Origin of the sequence: Providencia burhodogranariea DSM 19968 (assembly GCF_000314855.2) — a bacterium.
Taxonomy (GTDB): Bacteria; Pseudomonadota; Gammaproteobacteria; order Enterobacterales; family Enterobacteriaceae; genus Providencia; species Providencia burhodogranariea.
The window spans coordinates 1,460,559-1,477,121 of record NZ_KB233222.1; the positions used below are offsets into that span (position 1 = coordinate 1,460,559).

At 39.0% G+C, this 16,563-nt stretch carries 11 protein-coding genes; 1 reads left to right on the forward strand and 10 read right to left on the reverse strand.

Features of this window, described 5'->3' with window-relative positions; genetic code table 11:
* Positions 1–72: 72 nt before the first annotated feature.
* The 6 genes from ahpF to OOA_RS06200 form a co-directional block, all read right to left on the reverse strand.
* Positions 73–1,647: an alkyl hydroperoxide reductase subunit F gene (gene ahpF / locus OOA_RS06175; RefSeq protein WP_008911282.1), complete on the reverse strand. Its 1,575-nt coding sequence runs from the start codon at positions 1,645–1,647 to the stop codon at positions 73–75.
* Positions 1,648–1,729: 82 nt separating this feature from the next.
* The gene (gene ahpC / locus OOA_RS06180; protein ID WP_008911283.1) at positions 1,730–2,293 is read right to left on the reverse strand and encodes an alkyl hydroperoxide reductase subunit C; all 564 of its coding nucleotides are present in this window, start codon (positions 2,291–2,293) and stop codon (positions 1,730–1,732) included.
* Positions 2,294–2,473: 180 nt separating this feature from the next.
* The gene (locus tag OOA_RS06185; RefSeq protein ID WP_169316243.1) at positions 2,474–3,598 is read right to left on the reverse strand and encodes an ABC transporter permease; all 1,125 of its coding nucleotides are present in this window, start codon (positions 3,596–3,598) and stop codon (positions 2,474–2,476) included.
* 6 nt (positions 3,599–3,604) lie between these two features.
* On the reverse strand, positions 3,605–6,361 hold the full coding sequence (gene rbbA, locus OOA_RS06190) for a ribosome-associated ATPase/putative transporter RbbA (protein ID WP_008911285.1): 2,757 nt from the start codon (positions 6,359–6,361) through the stop codon (positions 3,605–3,607).
* A complete protein-coding gene (locus OOA_RS06195) occupies positions 6,358–7,428 on the reverse strand; it encodes an HlyD family secretion protein (protein WP_008911286.1) in 1,071 nt (356 codons plus the stop codon). Before OOA_RS06195 ends, rbbA begins: the two co-directional genes overlap by 4 nt.
* A gap of 351 nt (positions 7,429–7,779) precedes the next feature.
* Complete coding sequence (locus OOA_RS06200) at positions 7,780–8,256, reverse strand: GNAT family N-acetyltransferase (RefSeq protein WP_008911287.1); 477 nt, start codon at positions 8,254–8,256, stop codon at positions 7,780–7,782.
* A 383-nt stretch (positions 8,257–8,639) separates the two neighbouring features.
* Here OOA_RS06200 and OOA_RS06205 point away from each other — a divergent pair, with 383 nt between their 5' ends.
* Positions 8,640–10,385 carry an ABC-F family ATP-binding cassette domain-containing protein gene (locus OOA_RS06205; RefSeq protein WP_008911288.1) on the forward strand — a complete coding sequence of 582 codons (1,746 nt, stop codon included), beginning with the start codon at positions 8,640–8,642 and terminating at the stop codon, positions 10,383–10,385.
* Between the two features lie 504 nt (positions 10,386–10,889).
* Here OOA_RS06205 and OOA_RS06215 read toward each other — a convergent pair.
* The 4 genes from OOA_RS06215 to OOA_RS06230 form a co-directional block, all read right to left on the reverse strand.
* Positions 10,890–11,432, reverse strand: a complete 543-nt coding sequence (locus OOA_RS06215) for a PadR family transcriptional regulator (protein ID WP_008911289.1) — start codon at positions 11,430–11,432, stop codon at positions 10,890–10,892.
* A gap of 461 nt (positions 11,433–11,893) precedes the next feature.
* Positions 11,894–13,102 carry a tyrosine transporter TyrP gene (gene tyrP, locus OOA_RS06220; RefSeq protein ID WP_008911290.1) on the reverse strand — a complete coding sequence of 403 codons (1,209 nt, stop codon included), beginning with the start codon at positions 13,100–13,102 and terminating at the stop codon, positions 11,894–11,896.
* A 21-nt stretch (positions 13,103–13,123) separates the two neighbouring features.
* Positions 13,124–15,064: a pyridoxal phosphate-dependent decarboxylase family protein gene (locus tag OOA_RS06225; RefSeq protein ID WP_008911291.1), complete on the reverse strand. Its 1,941-nt coding sequence runs from the start codon at positions 15,062–15,064 to the stop codon at positions 13,124–13,126.
* A 408-nt stretch (positions 15,065–15,472) separates the two neighbouring features.
* A complete protein-coding gene (locus OOA_RS06230; RefSeq protein ID WP_008911292.1) occupies positions 15,473–16,483 on the reverse strand; it encodes an NAD(P)H-quinone oxidoreductase in 1,011 nt (336 codons plus the stop codon).
* Positions 16,484–16,563 lie beyond the last annotated feature (80 nt).

Here is a 16,563-nt window from a genome sequence, read left to right on the forward strand (position 1 = left end):
TATACACAAAAAAAGGCACTCGCCCCCGAGTGCCTTTTGACTACAACTCACTGAATTTATAGTAAAATACTATTATGCAGCGGTTCTGGTACTTGTGCGGATTAGGTAATCGAATGCGCTTAATGCAGCTTTCGCGCCTTCTCCGGCTGAAATAATAATTTGTTTATATGGCACAGTGGTACAGTCACCAGCAGCGAATACACCTTTCACACTAGTTTCACCGCGAGCATCCACTTCAATTTCACCCATACGGTTACGTGCTACTGTATCGCCTAACCAATTCGTGTTAGGTAACAGACCTATCTGTACGAATGCACCAGCAACTTCTAATGAATGAATACTTTCGTCTGTGCGATTTTTGTATTCAAGGCTAGTCATTTTACTGCCATCACCTTTAACTTCTAAGGTCTGAGCATTCACAATAATGTCGACATTTTTCAGGCTACGTGCTTTTTCTTGCAGCACTGAGTCTGCTTTCAGCTCAGGGGCAAATTCCAATACGGTAACATGTTCAACAATACCCGCTAAATCAATTGCGGCTTCAATACCAGAGTTACCGCCACCAATTACAGCAACGCGTTTACCTTTAAATAATGGACCATCACAGTGTGGACAGAATGTCACACCCTTGGTGCGATACTCTTGCTCACCCGGTACGCCCATATTACGCCAGCGTGCACCCGTTGCGATGATAATACTGCGTGATTTCATCACACCGCCTGATGCGGTTTCGATTTGGTGTAATCCACCAAGCTCAGCAGCTGGAATTAACTTAGTTACCGATTGCCCATCAATCACATCAACACTGTAATCATCAACGTGATTTTTCAATGCACCCGCAAATATCGCCCCTTCTGTTTTAATCACAGAAATATAATTTTCGATATCAACGGTATCCATAACTTGACCACCAAAACGCTCACCGACAACACCAGTACGAATACCTTTACGTGCAGTGTAAATGGCAGCAGATGCACCCGCAGGACCACTACCAATAATCAATACTTCGTATGGATCACGTTCAGTCAATGCTTTAGCTGCACGCGCATCAGCATTGCTATCAACTTTATTGACGATCTCACTTAATGTCAGACGACCTTGACCAAACTCTTTTCCATTCAAGAAAACAGCGGGAACACCCATGATGTTGCGTTCTTCAATTTCGTTTTGATAGATAGCACCATCAATGGCTGTATGGCTGATATTTGGGTTCAAGACTGCCATTAAGTTAAGCGCCTGCACAACATCTGGGCAGTTATGGCAAGATAATGAATAATAAGTTTCGAAGTGAAATTCGCCATCAAGGGCTTTCACTTGGTCTAATAATTCTTGTGCTTCTTTAGACGGATGTCCGCCAATTTGCAATAACGCAAGCACAAGAGACGTAAATTCATGTCCCAGTGGAGAACCCGCAAAACGCAGTCCGCTATCAACACCAGGGTTAGTGATCAAAAATGAAGGTATTCTTTCATTACTGTCATTTGTTTCACGAACAGTAATTTTGTCGGATAGCGCGGCAATTTGATTTAGAAGTTGTTTGATTTCATTAGATTTATCACTGCCATCTAAATTAGCCACTAATTCAACAGGTTTTGTTAATCTTTCTAAATAAGCTTTTAGTTGAGCTTGCATATTGTTATCGAGCATATGATCCCCTTGGTCATAAAATCGGGTGCACAGCACCCGATAACATCAGTATGATTTCGTACTATCGAGATTACGCTTCGATTTAGATTTTGCCGACTAAGTCTAGTGAAGGAGACAGTGTTGCTTCACCTTCTTTCCATTTAGCAGGACAAACTTCGCCTGGGTGGCTAGCAACATACTGTGCAGCTTTAACTTTACGTAACAGGTCAGAAGCATCACGACCAATACCTTCAGCGGTAACTTCGATAGCTTGGATGATACCTTGTGGATCAACGACGAATGTACCACGGTCAGCTAAGCCTTCTGCTTCACGCATGTTTTCAAAGTTACGAGTCAGTTGACCAGTTGGGTCACCGATCATGGCATATTTGATTTTGCCGATAGTGTCTGAACTTGCATGCCATGCTTTATGAGTAAAGTGGGTGTCAGTTGAAACAGAGAAAATTTCAACGCCCATTTTTTGAAACTCTGCATAGTGGTCTGCAACATCACCAAGTTCAGTTGGGCATACAAATGTAAAATCTGCTGGATAGAAGAAAAATACACTCCATTTTCCTTCGACGTCTTTGTCGCTGACTTCGATGAATTTACCATCTTTAAATGCTTGGTTTTGGAATGGTTTGATTTTAGTATTAATTAAAGACATATTGTTTTCTCCTGTTTGGTTGCTTATTAAGTTACTGGTTTACTCCCTTTTTAGCCAATCAGTTGATACTATCAATTTGATAGGTACCACCTAACAATAAGAATTAATTGATAGGTTATATATTAAATCTTTTCCTCAACCACTCAGCAACTCTTTTTGCACTTATGCCATAGTGGTGAGCTATGCCATGGTTGCAATTGTTTTACGAAAACGAATTAATGCTAATAAAAAGAACACACTACCGATAATAAATAAGATAACAAATTGCGGCCAAACTATTTGAAAACCTGCTCCTCTATACAATATTGCTTGAGCAAGGCTAACAAAATGAGTTGTAGGCATGGTCAACATAATATCTTGCACTAATTGAGGCATACTTTCGCGCGCTGTCATTCCGCCTGAAAGCATATTTAAAGGGAGTAACACTAAAATCATCAACAAACCAAATTGAGGCATTGATCGCGCAATCGTTCCCATAAAAATTCCGATTGAGGTCGTCGCAAAGAGACTCAAGGCCACACCACTGATAAACAACATTATCGAGCCTTCAATAGGGACTTGAAGTAATGTTTTAACCACCAGCAATAACGAAACAACCGACGCAATGAGCACCACTAATCCCATTGACCAAATCTTGGAGAGCATGATTTCAAATGGCGTTAATGGCATCACCATTAGATGTTCAACGGTTCCGTGCTCTCTTTCGCGGATTAATGCAGCCCCTGTAAGCACTATTGATAGCATTGTGATATTGTTAATTATCGCCATAACTGACCCAAACCATGACTGATTAAGATTTGGGTTAAATCGCATTCGCACTTCAAGATCAACAGGCAAGCTCGCATTACTGCGTGTTTTCGCTAGAAATTCATTCACTTCACCGAGCATAATATTTTGAATATAGCTATTCCCTAAGAACGCTTGGCTCATTCGTGTGGCATCGATATTGACTTGAATTTCAGGATGACGCCCAGCAAGGACATCCTTTTGAAAATTAGGCGGAATATCCAAGGCAAAAGTATAAGTACCTCGATCTAGTGCGCTATCAATTTGCGCATAAGAAATATCCGCGGGCGTATTAAAGTAAGGTGGATAAAAGCTATTAATAATACGATTAGATAACTGTGATTTATCCTGATCAGCAATGGCTATTGGTGCATTATGCAAAGAGCCCGGTGTTACAGTCGCTGATGAATAAATCGATACAGTGAAAGCAAATACAATCAATGCTAGCATCGCCTTATCACGACCCAAGCTGCGTAATTCCTTAACTCCCAAGTTAAATATATTCTGTATCTTCCGTATCATTAGTTAGGACTCCTGTTTTTTCAGAAAAACAACACTGAGACCAATCACAATAGGGATCGTAATCAATAGTGGGATAAAAGAGGTTTGTAAATCAAACAAGTTTAATCCTTTAGAAAAGGTACCTCGAGTTATTGTCAGAAAGTGAGAAGTTGGATAAATCATCCCAACCCAACGTCCAACCCCTTCTAGTGAAGATACTGGGTCAATCATGCCTGAAAATTGGGTTGCTGGAATTAACGTGATGATAGCCGTACCAAATATTGCGGCGATTTGACTCTTCATAAAGCAAGATATTAGCAGCCCCATTCCCGTTGCGATGGTGATATATAGAAATGCCGCCAATGTCAGCGTTAAAAAACTGCCTTTAAAACTCACGCCAAACACAAACACACTAAGTAAACAGAGCATCAAAAAGTTAAACATGCCTAACATGATGTAAGGCAGTTGTTTTCCCAACAAAAATTCTAATTTGGTGATCGGGGTAACATAGAGGTTAATCATCGAGCCGAGTTCTTTTTCTCTCACCACGCTTAATGCACTTAGCATTGCTGGGATCATCATTAATAGCAGTGGAATAACCGCAGGAACTATCGCTGGTAAGCTTTTAACGTCAGGGTTATAGCGATAACGTGTTTGGATATCAATAACAGGGATTCCGGCAACTCCTGCTGGTTGTTTAGCCGCCATGGTACTTAACCATGCTAGATGCATTGCTTGAATGTAACCTCTCACGGTTTCTGCACGGTTCGGCATCGCGCCATCAACCCACACGCCAATTTTTACGGAATGACCTCTGGCAACATCGCGCGCAAAATTCGGGGGAATTTCTATTGCTACACTGACTTCACCACTGCGTAATGCTATCTCGAGCTCATCATAATCTTGCAGTGGGGGTTGTTCGATAAAGTAACGAGAACCTGCAAGATTTAGTGTATATCCTTGACTTAACCCTGTTTGGTCGCGATCTAGTACGGAAAAACGTAAATTTTCCACGTCCATACTGATACCGTAACCCATGATAAACATCAAGATCACCGTCCCTAATAATGCAAGTGTCGAACGTACGGGGTCTCGACGAAGCTCCATTCCTTCACGAATACTGTAGCTAAATAATCGACGTAAACTAAAACGACTCTTTAGCGCTTCATCTGCTTGTTTTTTCAATTCAGGATCAACATGGAATTCTGGCGCAGTGTCTTTAGTTGTCCCCGCTTCACCCACTGCATCTTGCAAATAAGCAATAAAGGTTTCTTCAAGCGTCTCAAGGCCTCGCTTCTTGATCAGATTATTTGGTGTGTCGCAATCAAGTACTTTACCCGCATGCATCAATGAAATACGGTCACAACGCTCCGCTTCATTCATAAAGTGGGTTGAGATGAAAATAGTGACGCCGTCACGTCTGGAAAGGTCTACCATCAAATTCCAAAACATATCGCGCGCTACAGGGTCAACTCCTGATGTCGGCTCATCGAGTATCAACATTTCTGGGCGATGAATGACTGCGACGGCTAAGGATAGTCGTTGACGAATGCCTAATGGCAAATCATCTGGCATGGTATCGCGAACATCTTCCAAATCAAATCGTTGGCACATTTCATTAATGCGCTCACTAATCTGGTTTTCAGGAATGTGAAACAACTTGGCATGTAACACTAAGTTTTGTTCAACTGTCAGCTCACTATAAAGTGAAAATGCTTGTGACATGTAGCCGACACGCTTTCGGGTTTCAATATCTTTCGGATCGATTTCTTGGCCAAATAACCAAGCTTGCCCTTCACTCGCCGGTAATAGCCCCGTTAACATTTTCATGGTGGTGGATTTACCACAACCGTTAGATCCTAAAAAACCGAATATTTCACCTTTTGGAATTTTAAAATTGACATGATCGACGGCCACAAATTGCCCAAAGCGCATGGTTAAATCTTGAGCTTCGATAGCAATAACATTATCATCAGAAGTATCACGAGGCGGAATAACGACTTTTTTATGTCCGCTACGCTTGTCTTCTGGTAATAATGCAATAAAAGCCGCTTCAAGATCATCGCATTGAGTTTGAGATTTCAGCTCGGATGCATGACCTGTTGCCATAACCTTCCCATCATCCATTGCAACTAACCAATCGAAACGCTCAGCTTCTTCCATATAAGCCGTTGCCACCAACACACTCATATTGGTTTGCCGTTCACGGATACGGTCGATCAAATCCCAAAACTGTGCGCGTGATAATGGATCAACACCCGTTGTCGGCTCATCAAGGATCAATAATTCAGGGTCATGGATTAATGCACAACAAAGACCCAGTTTCTGTTTCATCCCTCCCGAAAGCTTTCCAGCAGGTCTATCTTTAAATGGTGCTAATCCGGTACTTTTCAATAAATCTTGAATACGGTATTGACGCTCTTCTTTAGATTGACCAAATAAACGCCCAAAAAAGTCGACATTTTCATAAACAGACAGTGTGTGATACAAGTTTTTGCCTAACCCTTGAGGCATATAGGCAATTCTTGGACATACGGCGCGGCGATGTTCTTCACCAGCCATATCCCCATCTAGCACAATGACTTTGCCTTGCTGGATTTTTCTCGCACCTGCAATTAATGAAATCAGGCTTGATTTACCAACACCGTCAGGGCCAATTAAGCCAACCATTTTTCTGGCTGGAATTGTTAACGTAATATCATCCAACGCACAATTATTACCGTAATATTGGCTGACATGGTTTATATCAACTATCACATCATCCATCAATTTATAGGTCATTGTGGTAATTTCACCTCAAGATCAGTTGGCCATTGCGCACTAGGATCTAAACGGACATATGCTTTACCGGGTAAACCCGTTTTGACATATTCTAGGTGCTTTTCCAATAACTCAGGGGAAATACGGGCACGAACTCGGAACATCAACTTCAAACGCTCATTCTGAGTTTCTACTGTTTTTGGTGTGAATTGTGCGACGCTAGCGACAAAAGTTGTTTTTGCTGGGATGACAATATTTGGTGCTGCATCTAATACGATATGAACCTGACCGCCTAATGCGACCTTTCCTGCCTCTTCAGTCGGCAAGAAAAACGTCATATAAACATCACTAAGATCGACCATATTCAAGACACGCCCCCCTGCACCCAATACTTCACCGGGTTCAGCAACTCGATATTGGATACGCCCATCACGCGGTGCTTTCAGTACACTATCATCTAAATCCGCCGTAATACGTCGTTCAGTTGCTGTTGCCGCCTCAACACGTGTTTTGGCTTGAACAATACCTGCCTTGGCAGAATCAATTGCAGCAACAGAAGCGGCTACTTGTGCTTTTGCAGCTTCAAGCGCCGCTTTAGATCCTTGCATTTGAGCTGTATCATCATCAACTTGCTGTTGCGAAACTGCATTAGTTTTAACTAATGCGCGAGAACGATTAAGCCGTTTTTGTGTAGCATCAAGTTCAGCTTCGCGCTGATGAACAACTGCTTGCGCTGCAAGCTTTTCACTTTGACGCTGAGTTAAACTTGACTCAGCAGTGACAACAGAGCTGATAGCTTGACGTAATTGCGCTTGAACCTCATGAAGTTGTTCTTGTAGTGCCCGAGTATCCATTTTAGCAAGAACTTGCCCTTCCTTAACAAAATCGCCTTCCCTCACCGTAATAGCCTCTATTCTCCCAGCAGTTTTCGTCGCGATATCAATTTCAGTTGCTTCTATACGGCCATTACTTTGCGCAAAACCGGCAGGTAAATTGCTAGCATTTACATTCCAATAATAAAAACCACCTGCAATAATAATTAAGATAATAGCGACATAAAAAACCATTTTTTGCTTATTTATTTTCATACCACCCTTCTTTTTTCTCTTATGAAGAAAACAGTTAATTTCCAATTAAAATATAAAAATTCATTTTTTTAATTTCGTCTAAAAACAATCAACTCAGTAAAATAAAAAATGATTTATTAAAAATCAAAATTAAATATCATTTTTTATGATGACATGCATGCGATTACTCTATCTATTTAATTTTTCAGTATTTTAACTCATTTAACTTTAGGTTAAACAGCCTAGCATCACAAAAAATAATATTTTAAATATAAAATTACTTTTTAGTGTTTATTGTTTTTTTAATGCAAGAAATAATGCTAACAAAGAATTTTGTTAGCATTATTATGTTATATATTATTAATTGTTTTTTTAGTTAGCGAATTTAGCAATAGTTTGCTCATCCATACGATAACGCACCCATTCATCTTGTGGTTGCGCACCAATACTTTTATAAAAGTCTATTGCGGGCTGATTCCAATCTAATACGCTCCACTCTAATCTCTGACACTTTCTTTCACAGGCAATTATTGCAATGTGTTTTAGTAATTTTTTACCTGCCCCTGCTCCACGATATTCTGGTGACACATACAAATCCTCTAAATAAATTCCATTGTTACCCAACCAAGTCGAGTAACTGGTAAAAAAGACCGCATAACCAGCAGGCTTATCATCTACATAACAAATTAATGCTTCAGTATTGGAGTTTTCACCAAATAGCGAGATTTCGATATCAGTAACTGAGGCTTTAACTTCATGACGCGCTTTCTCATAATCAGCTAATTCAATGATCATCTCAAGAATGAGTTGAGCATCTTTAATGGTTGCTGGTTTTATTTCGACTTTCATTTTCTATTCCCTTTTCGTTTAAGGCATAATTTTACGCTAATCGTTCTATGCCACACAGCAGCCAGCAATTTTATTCATAATATCATTACGATAATTAAAATAATTTATGCTTGTTATCGATAATTTTTAATTGATACTAATTGTTCTCATTTGCTATGATGCAAACATTGTTCAACAGTAGATAAAAAAGGAGGCTAATTATTATGTTGTGTGTTCTTATTAAATACTCACACTTCTTTGGTGATTGCCTGGCAGGGATTTCACAGTTATATACTGCGATAACCCTGCCAGAGAGAAGCTATTAAAGAGATTTTTCTCAGCTTACTGGGTTGTCGTCCTGACGAATCCTAGGTATTTCTATACCTAAAAATTGAGTAAGCTCTATGCGCACATTATTATCTGTAAAATCACTAAGCTATAACACCTCTACAAACATTCTATTCAATGACATTACGTTCAGTCTACAAAGCGGCGATCGTATTGGCCTTATTGGTCATAATGGCAGTGGTAAAAGTACATTACTGAAACTTTTAACCCACCAATTAGCCCCCAATAGCGGTAACATCACTTATTCAAATCAGTGCGTCACGGCCTATATTGAGCAACATATCCCAATTGAGGTCGCAGACTTACCCTTAATCGATGCCATTATGCAAAAAATCCCTTCGCAAGAGCGTCTTGCTGAGCGCTGGCGGGCAGAAGTTTTGCTCACAGATTTAGGCTTTATCGAAGATCAGTGGACACAAAAAACTAATGAGATTAGTGGTGGTCAGCACACTAGATTACTTTTAGGGAGAGCATTAATTCAACAACCTGATTTAATGTTGTTAGATGAACCTAGCAACCATCTAGATTTGCCTACTCTTATTTGGTTAGGTAATTTTTTGCGTCAGTGGAAAGGCAGTTTTGTATTAGTTTCTCATGATCAACAACTACTGGATAATGTCACAAATTGCACGTGGATCTTGCGAGATAAAACGTTGCATTTCTTCCAACTTTCTTGTTCCGCAGCCCGACAAGCACTCAGTCAGAAAGATATTAGTGATGAAAAACGATATCAAGCAGAACAAAAAGAGATTGATCGGGTTGCATCCAGTGCTAAGCGCTTAGCAATATGGGGTCATGTTTATGATAACGAGGGTCTCTCTCGTAAAGCTAAACAGATGGAAAAACATATTGATAGGCTTAAACAAGTCCAGACTGAGCTAACGGAAGGTTACCAATGGAAATTGGCGTTAAATGGTAAATTAATTCCTGCAGATAGAGTCTTTGAGTTAGATCATGCAACCGTAGCTACGCAAGATGGGAGAATGCTTTTTACCACTGGTTTTCATCAAGTTAAAAGTGGTGATCGTATAGCAATTATTGGTGCCAATGCTTGTGGAAAATCAACGTTACTACGGTTGTTGTGGCAGTGTTTTCAAGATGATATCCGCTATAACTCACAATTGAAATTCCACCCATCTATCAGTACAGGCTATTATGACCAACAGCTTCAACAACTTAACGATAATGACAGTTTGTTAGAAGCGTTAAGGCCATTTGCCAGTTTAGTCGATGAACAACGAAAAATGGCATTAATAGGTGCCGGATTTGCTTACCTTCGTCATCAGCAAAAAGTGTCCACTCTGAGTGGTGGTGAACGTGCAAGATTATTATTTATTGGTCTGAGTCTAGCTCAATATGAACTCATTTTGCTTGATGAACCCACTAACCACCTTGATCTTGAAGGCAAAGAAGCACTTAGTGAACAAATTTCGCAGTTTGAAGGCGCCTTGCTTGTCGTTAGTCATGATAAGTGGTTGATTGAAAATAGTTGCCAGCGCTTTTGGTATATCAACGATAATAAATTGGAAGAGTATCTCGATGTTGACGATATTTATCAGAGAATTGAGCTGCAATCTCGATTCCAAAGTGATACGCCAGCGAGTGATACAACATATTTATCCAATCTTCATGAGGCTGAATCTCAGGCTATTCCTCATGAAGATGAATTATTGGAAACATTGCTATCACTTGAGGATAAATTACACGCTGATAGGCAACGTAAATTGGCTCACCAAAAACCACAACTTCAACAACTGTGGATTGATAGAATAAAAAAAATAAAAGCGCAACTTAGCCTATAAAAAAATCCCTTGATGCAAATTTTATTTATCTCAATAAATTACATCAGGGGATCTATGTTCATTATGTTTAAGATGCTGGTTTGTTGCTGGCGCTATAGACTATTGATTAGCAATAAATTGATGAAATAAAATAATTTCATTGACTGGCAGTCATTAATCTCATCATGCCTACTCATACAAAATAGGGATGTTTTTTATTTTCATGGCCTTTTAACGCGATAGTAAATAGGGATGACACCTATTTTGACTCACAAAAAAGTCATGCCATGAATAATAAATTTATAAATTATCCATCTAATTTACTTAGTCCGTTGGCGCTTAGCTCTCTTAAAATATGAACTGGGCACATTAGGGCAAACAAGTTCTTTGAACGTTGTTTTTTTAATTAAAATTTCTTCCTTTTTGACGTCTGTCTCGTCAGTACTACCTTCAGATGTTTTTTTCACTGTATCGTTCATATAAAAAGACTCTTTCGCTTGAATAATATCGTTAGTATTAGCTATGTTAACGACCTTTAGCTGTCAATACCAAGTTAACCTGCTCAATCCGTTCTACTGCACTATTAATAATCTCAACAACTCGGGTTGATTGTTCTTTTGTCAGCTCTTGCAAAACAATTTTATGCCGTAACAGCGACTTAAATTTATCAACCGCAAGTTCGACTTCTTTAGCAAATTGATTGCCCGCTTTAAGTTCTTGCGCATAGCTCAGTTTTAATTTTACTTCTGCGAGCATATCAGCTTGCAGCAGTAAACAACATTTACCTTCCGGTGTCAGTGAATAGCATTTACGCCCTTTTCCCTGCTCTTTTTGCGCAACAATAAAGCCTAACTCCTCCAACAAAGTCAGTGTTGGGTATATCACACCAGGGCTTGGGCAATAAAAACCTGCTGTTTCTAGCCCTATTTTTTTTATCAGCTCATAGCCATAATTAGACCCATCGGCTAGCAAATAGAGAATATAGACACGCAATTGCTTTGGGTTAAACATGCGACTTAAGCTTTTGCCATCGCAGGTACATTGACCTGCCTGTTGTTCATTCGTCATTCCTGCTCTCAGTTATCTATTTAACTTCAAAACCGATATATCTAACATGATAGTAGATTTCGTAGAGAATAACCAGTTTAGATATATCGGTTCCTTTACATAAAATGCTAATGATAATTATTATTATATAAGTAACGTAAGCAACAGTTACTAAACCATGAATGTTTTCAACACGGCTGTTCTCATTGAAGTAAATCTTTTAAGAGATAGTAACTAAAATATGTTCACGTCAACACCTATCAATTCGATAGCAATGTCTCATACATTCAATTTCTTCAATAGATTGGTTCTATTATAAGCAATAGTTTTATATTATTTGCGGATAATCCTAATCTTTGTCAAAACTGCGTGATGGTTATCAACTGTTTAAATTAATAGGTTATTGCGTTTTGTTTTTATCGAAAAAAGCCAGTCTGTTGATAAACATGACTGGCTTGGCTCAATTTAATGTAGCCTTGAAGTTAGCCAATATTTGGCAGAATACTAAATGCAATTCCTAATTGAATACCGATGACGATGATACCGCACAGGAATACGATTAATAATGCAGGTACTCCACCTTTGACTTGGTATTTACGGTCATTCACCAATCTTGATTTAAATACCATTGCGCTCGGTAATAGTAGCGCGAGAATTGATAAAGCAATCGCTGCAAATCCTAACGCCATGACAAAACCTCGTGGATAAAACAGAGCGAAAACAAGTGGAGGTAAAAATGTCAGTATTCCAGTTTGTAGGCGACCAGCGAAATTATCTTGCCGTTTGAAGAAATCCGCTAAGAAATCAAATAAACCTAAAGCTACACCAAGGAATGATGTCCCTAAAGCCAGGCTCATAAACATTTGAGCAATAAATTCCGTTCTACCTGACATTACTACGTTACGAATGGCATCTAACAAGCCGTTTAATCCCGAATTTTCAGCCAAAATTCCGACAAAAGTTGTCGTGCTAATACTACCCAGTGTAGCGATTTGCCATAAAATATAAGCAAACAATGGAATAGCACTACCGATAATAAAGATGACCCGCAGTTTTTTTACATTGCCGCCCATATATTTCACGATACTTGGCACACTACCATGGAAGCCAAATGAGGTAAAAAATACGGGGATTGCAGATAATATCAATACTTTTTCAGTCGGCGCAGAGAGTAAGTTTTGCTGTTCAACATGAGGCATCATCAGCGCCAAAATAATCACGAGAAAGACAATTTTAGCGGCAAATAAAATACGATTAATAAAATCGACAGATGAAGTACCAAAACAAACGATACCACCACCAATAACTGTAAATAAAATAATTCCTATCCAATCTTCCATTTCAATCGCTAATGTACTTTTTAGATTAGAAGTAATAATTTCACCCGCACCGCTAACATAAGCAGCTGTCAGTGCATACATTAAGAACATCATGCTAAAACCGGTGATATATTTACCACCAGAGCCTAAATATCGTTGAGCGACACTGCCTATACCCGTTTCTGAGGATTCATGTTGGTATACCTCAACTAATAATAGCGCGGTATAACACATCAATGCCCAAAGTACGAACAACATCACAATGCTCACCCCAAAACCATTACCAGCAGCTGCTATAGGCATAGCAAGCATACCGGCACCAATAGTGGTACCTGCGACAATAAGAACACTACCTAGCGTGCGATTTTTCATATTGAGACCCTAGCGACAGTTTTAAATAGTTATTTTTTGTTTGGAATGACTCTGTTTATTTTCTTCATCGATAAGCTGTTGCAGCTTGCCTGAAAAAATATGTCTCAGTTCCGCCCAAAAATCAGCAAAATGCTGTTTATCGCGTAGGCAATGGGTCATGATTGCCGCTCTTAGAACATATAATGAATGTACTTTTTGCCATTCTTGATCGCTAAAACCTGCCTCACGGCAGAAATTTCTTGGATTATCGCCATATTCCTCAAAAGTTAATGAAGTTGACGACGTTAGAAAATCATTAGTATAAGAACGACCCGCAGCAAAAGAGCACAATTCATAAAGCCGTTTATTGAGCTGATTTTGCTTCTCTAAAGAAGTATTACCCGCTTCTTTAAACATAAAATTGACCATATGAAAATCAGGTGACGACATCGCACAAATTTCAAATCTTCGCCCATCAACCTCAAATGCTTCACTGGCATTCATCCCTTCAATCATCCAATTTGCTGTCGTGACACCAGCGGCAATGACTTTGCCGTAACCTAAGATATTTAATGGTACCAAACGATGGGCGGCCCAAACGGCTGCGGCTGTAGCTCCCGCTTTAGACCCTTCCATGATTGAAGATCCCAATAAAACGTTTTGCTGTTTGTCTGTTTTATTGTTTTTTTCAGCGACTTCCTCAAAAACATATGCAGCATGATAAGAAATAAGATCTACGATACGTTTGTCTTTCATACAAATGGCTCCCGCAGCATAAGGAATAAAGCCTACCTTATGCGGATCGACCGTAATTGAATCAACTTCCTGTAGTGCTTTAAAGCTTTGGTAAACATCCGGCTTTGGCCAAGTCACATCCTGAGGGAAAATGCCTTCAGTATGGTAACGTTTGATTAATGTTTCATATTCAATAAATTGGTTGTTTTCATCGCGGAACATTGCACAAGCATATCCAGCATAAGCGGCGTCGACGTGAATATAAAAAGAAACCCCAAAGCATATTTCGCATTCTCGGCGCAATGTAACCAACTCAGCAACATTATCAATTGCACCTGTTTCCGTCGTACCTACAACGGCAACAACAGCCAAAATAGGTTCTCCCTTCTCAATCAATGAAAAAACTATCTGCCTCATCTGCGTAATATCAGTACGATAGCTTGCATTAACAGGCAATTGCACAATATTTTGTTGCCCCAATCCCAAAATATCCATCGCTTTCATCCATGAATAATGTTTTGATTGAGGAACCAATAACTTACCTAATTTACCTTGTTCTACCCCTTCACCACGGCAGGTCAAATCACGCACTTCTTCAAATAGTTTTTGTTTTTTCAATTCATCGATAAGATCAAGAACAGCTGAAGTTTGCATATTCAATAATGCACTTTCTGATTTATCTTTGATTAATTTTTTCGCTTGAGGATGCTTCGCTATTGCTAATGGTAAGGTTTTAATATTACGAGCAACCCACAATCCTTCATAATTAGCGACTGTGCCGCCCGAAGTAATGTGCCCCCAAGATTGATGAACGTTATAACCAAACATGGCGCACAAATCTAATCCAGCTTCCAGTTCGAGTACCGTTGTTGTGGGTGATGACTCTTGAGCACAGTTGTTTGGGTTATACATCATAGCCATGACATAAGCGAGATTGGATATCATTAACGTATCCGCATTCATATGACCCATATAGCGAGGTGAAAACCAAGGAATTGATGTTGTTTTTAATTTAGAAGATAGTTGAGTTAAAATACCTTCGGTCCGATATAGCGTATCTCGGTATTCTGGCGCGTAACGATCTACAGTTGTTAAATATTCCGGATCTTCAGGGTGGTATCCAGAACGCCAATGCATATGTTCTGTTACCGAATACTCCATCATTTCTTTGAAAAAAACTGCATTTTCAGATTTTGGCCCAAGAAATAAAGCATCCACATTCATTTTCGAGTTATTAAAATTTGTCATTATCACTACACCTTTAAATGATAGCTAACATGACTCTAGCTATATTTAAGTTAGTTAACTTATTATTATCATTGGAAAGTGATATAACGGAACACATGCCTTAAAAAGACAACAATATATTCATACTATTGTTATCTTTATCATTATTTAAATACTTAGGTAATAGACATGCCGTTAAAGAGCCAACTTGATTATAGGTATAATCCAAAATCATTAAAATATTAATAAACTCGTATTTTTTTCAATCAGATTTGTGCGCGAGAACAAAATTCCGAAAAATTGTCTGTTGTAAAGAGATATTTACGCTAAAACAACTTGATAATGTAAAATATTTGTTATATTGAGGTTATTCTTTAAGCCATGTGAACTCACTTTTCAAATGGCTTAAAAACACCAAAAAATAATTAACTAACTGTTCAATAAAACTATTTTACCAAATAAATCACCAGATTCCATATATCGATGCGCATCAGCAGCTTGGTCTAATGGATACACTTTGTTAATGAATGGTTTTATTTTACCGTTTTGTAACATACCCCAAACTTGCTCTTTTAACTCTACTGCAATGTTAGCTTTTTCTGCTACAGAGCGTGAACGCATAGTTGAGCCCGTATGTACTAAGCGTTTTATCATTAGAGGCATTAAATTGAGATTGATTGGATTACCTTTCATCATCCCAATTTGAATAATACGACCAAATTTCGCAGCAACAAGGTAGTTTTTAGCAATATAGTCACCGCCAATAATATCCACAACCATATCAACACCGCGTGAATCCGTATAATCCAGCGTATGCTGAACAAAATCCTCGTTTCGATAATTAATAACACAATCAGCACCGAGTGATTTTGCGATTTTCACTTTCTCGACCGACCCTACAGTCGTAATAACCGTCGCTCCAAATGATTTCGCAAGCATAATAGCGACAGAACCAATCCCTGATGTTCCACCATGAATTAAAACAGTCTCATCTTTTTTTAACTTACCAATTTGAAACACATTGGCCCACACGGTAAAAAAATTCTCAGGTATTGCAGCTCCATCAACAAATGATAAATGGCCTAATGGTAATGCAATATCTTTGTGCACTAAGCAATATTCAGCATAACCACCACCCGCAACGAGTGCACAAACTTTATCTCCAACTTGCCACTGTTCAACATCATCTGCTTTCGCCACAACTGAGCCAGCAATTTCTAAGCCTAGAATAGGTGATGCATCGGCAGGCGGTGGATAATCACCTTTACGTTGCAAAACATCTGGTCGATTAACCCCAGCAGCCTCGACTTTGACTAACAAGTATCCGGTCGATAGCACAGGTAACGGCTGTTCAATTATTTGCAGTTTATCTGCTCCCCCAGGCTCAATTATATTTATAATTTTCATGGATGTCGGAATTATCAATTGTTTATTTTCCATCTTCAGCTCCTATGAAATTATCAATTTTAAAATTGAATATTGCATAATTGTTTAAATATTAAAAATATTGTTAATATTAA

What these genes read in the sequence shown, in the direction of transcription:
- OOA_RS06230 (WP_008911292.1), bottom strand. Translation starts at nt 16,483, where the DNA reads ATGGAAAATAAACAATTGATAATTCCGACATCCATGAAAATTATAAAT.
- ahpF (WP_008911282.1), bottom strand. Translation starts at nt 1,647, where the DNA reads ATGCTCGATAACAATATGCAAGCTCAACTAAAAGCTTATTTAGAAAGA.
- ahpC (WP_008911283.1), bottom strand. Translation starts at nt 2,293, where the DNA reads ATGTCTTTAATTAATACTAAAATCAAACCATTCCAAAACCAAGCATTT.
- rbbA (WP_008911285.1), bottom strand. Translation starts at nt 6,361, where the DNA reads ATGACCTATAAATTGATGGATGATGTGATAGTTGATATAAACCATGTC.
- OOA_RS06205 (WP_008911288.1), top strand. Translation starts at nt 8,640, where the DNA reads ATGCGCACATTATTATCTGTAAAATCACTAAGCTATAACACCTCTACA.
- OOA_RS06195 (WP_008911286.1), bottom strand. Translation starts at nt 7,428, where the DNA reads ATGAAAATAAATAAGCAAAAAATGGTTTTTTATGTCGCTATTATCTTA.
- OOA_RS06215 (WP_008911289.1), bottom strand. Translation starts at nt 11,432, where the DNA reads ATGACGAATGAACAACAGGCAGGTCAATGTACCTGCGATGGCAAAAGC.
- OOA_RS06200 (WP_008911287.1), bottom strand. Translation starts at nt 8,256, where the DNA reads ATGAAAGTCGAAATAAAACCAGCAACCATTAAAGATGCTCAACTCATT.
- tyrP (WP_008911290.1), bottom strand. Translation starts at nt 13,102, where the DNA reads ATGAAAAATCGCACGCTAGGTAGTGTTCTTATTGTCGCAGGTACCACT.
- OOA_RS06225 (WP_008911291.1), bottom strand. Translation starts at nt 15,064, where the DNA reads ATGACAAATTTTAATAACTCGAAAATGAATGTGGATGCTTTATTTCTT.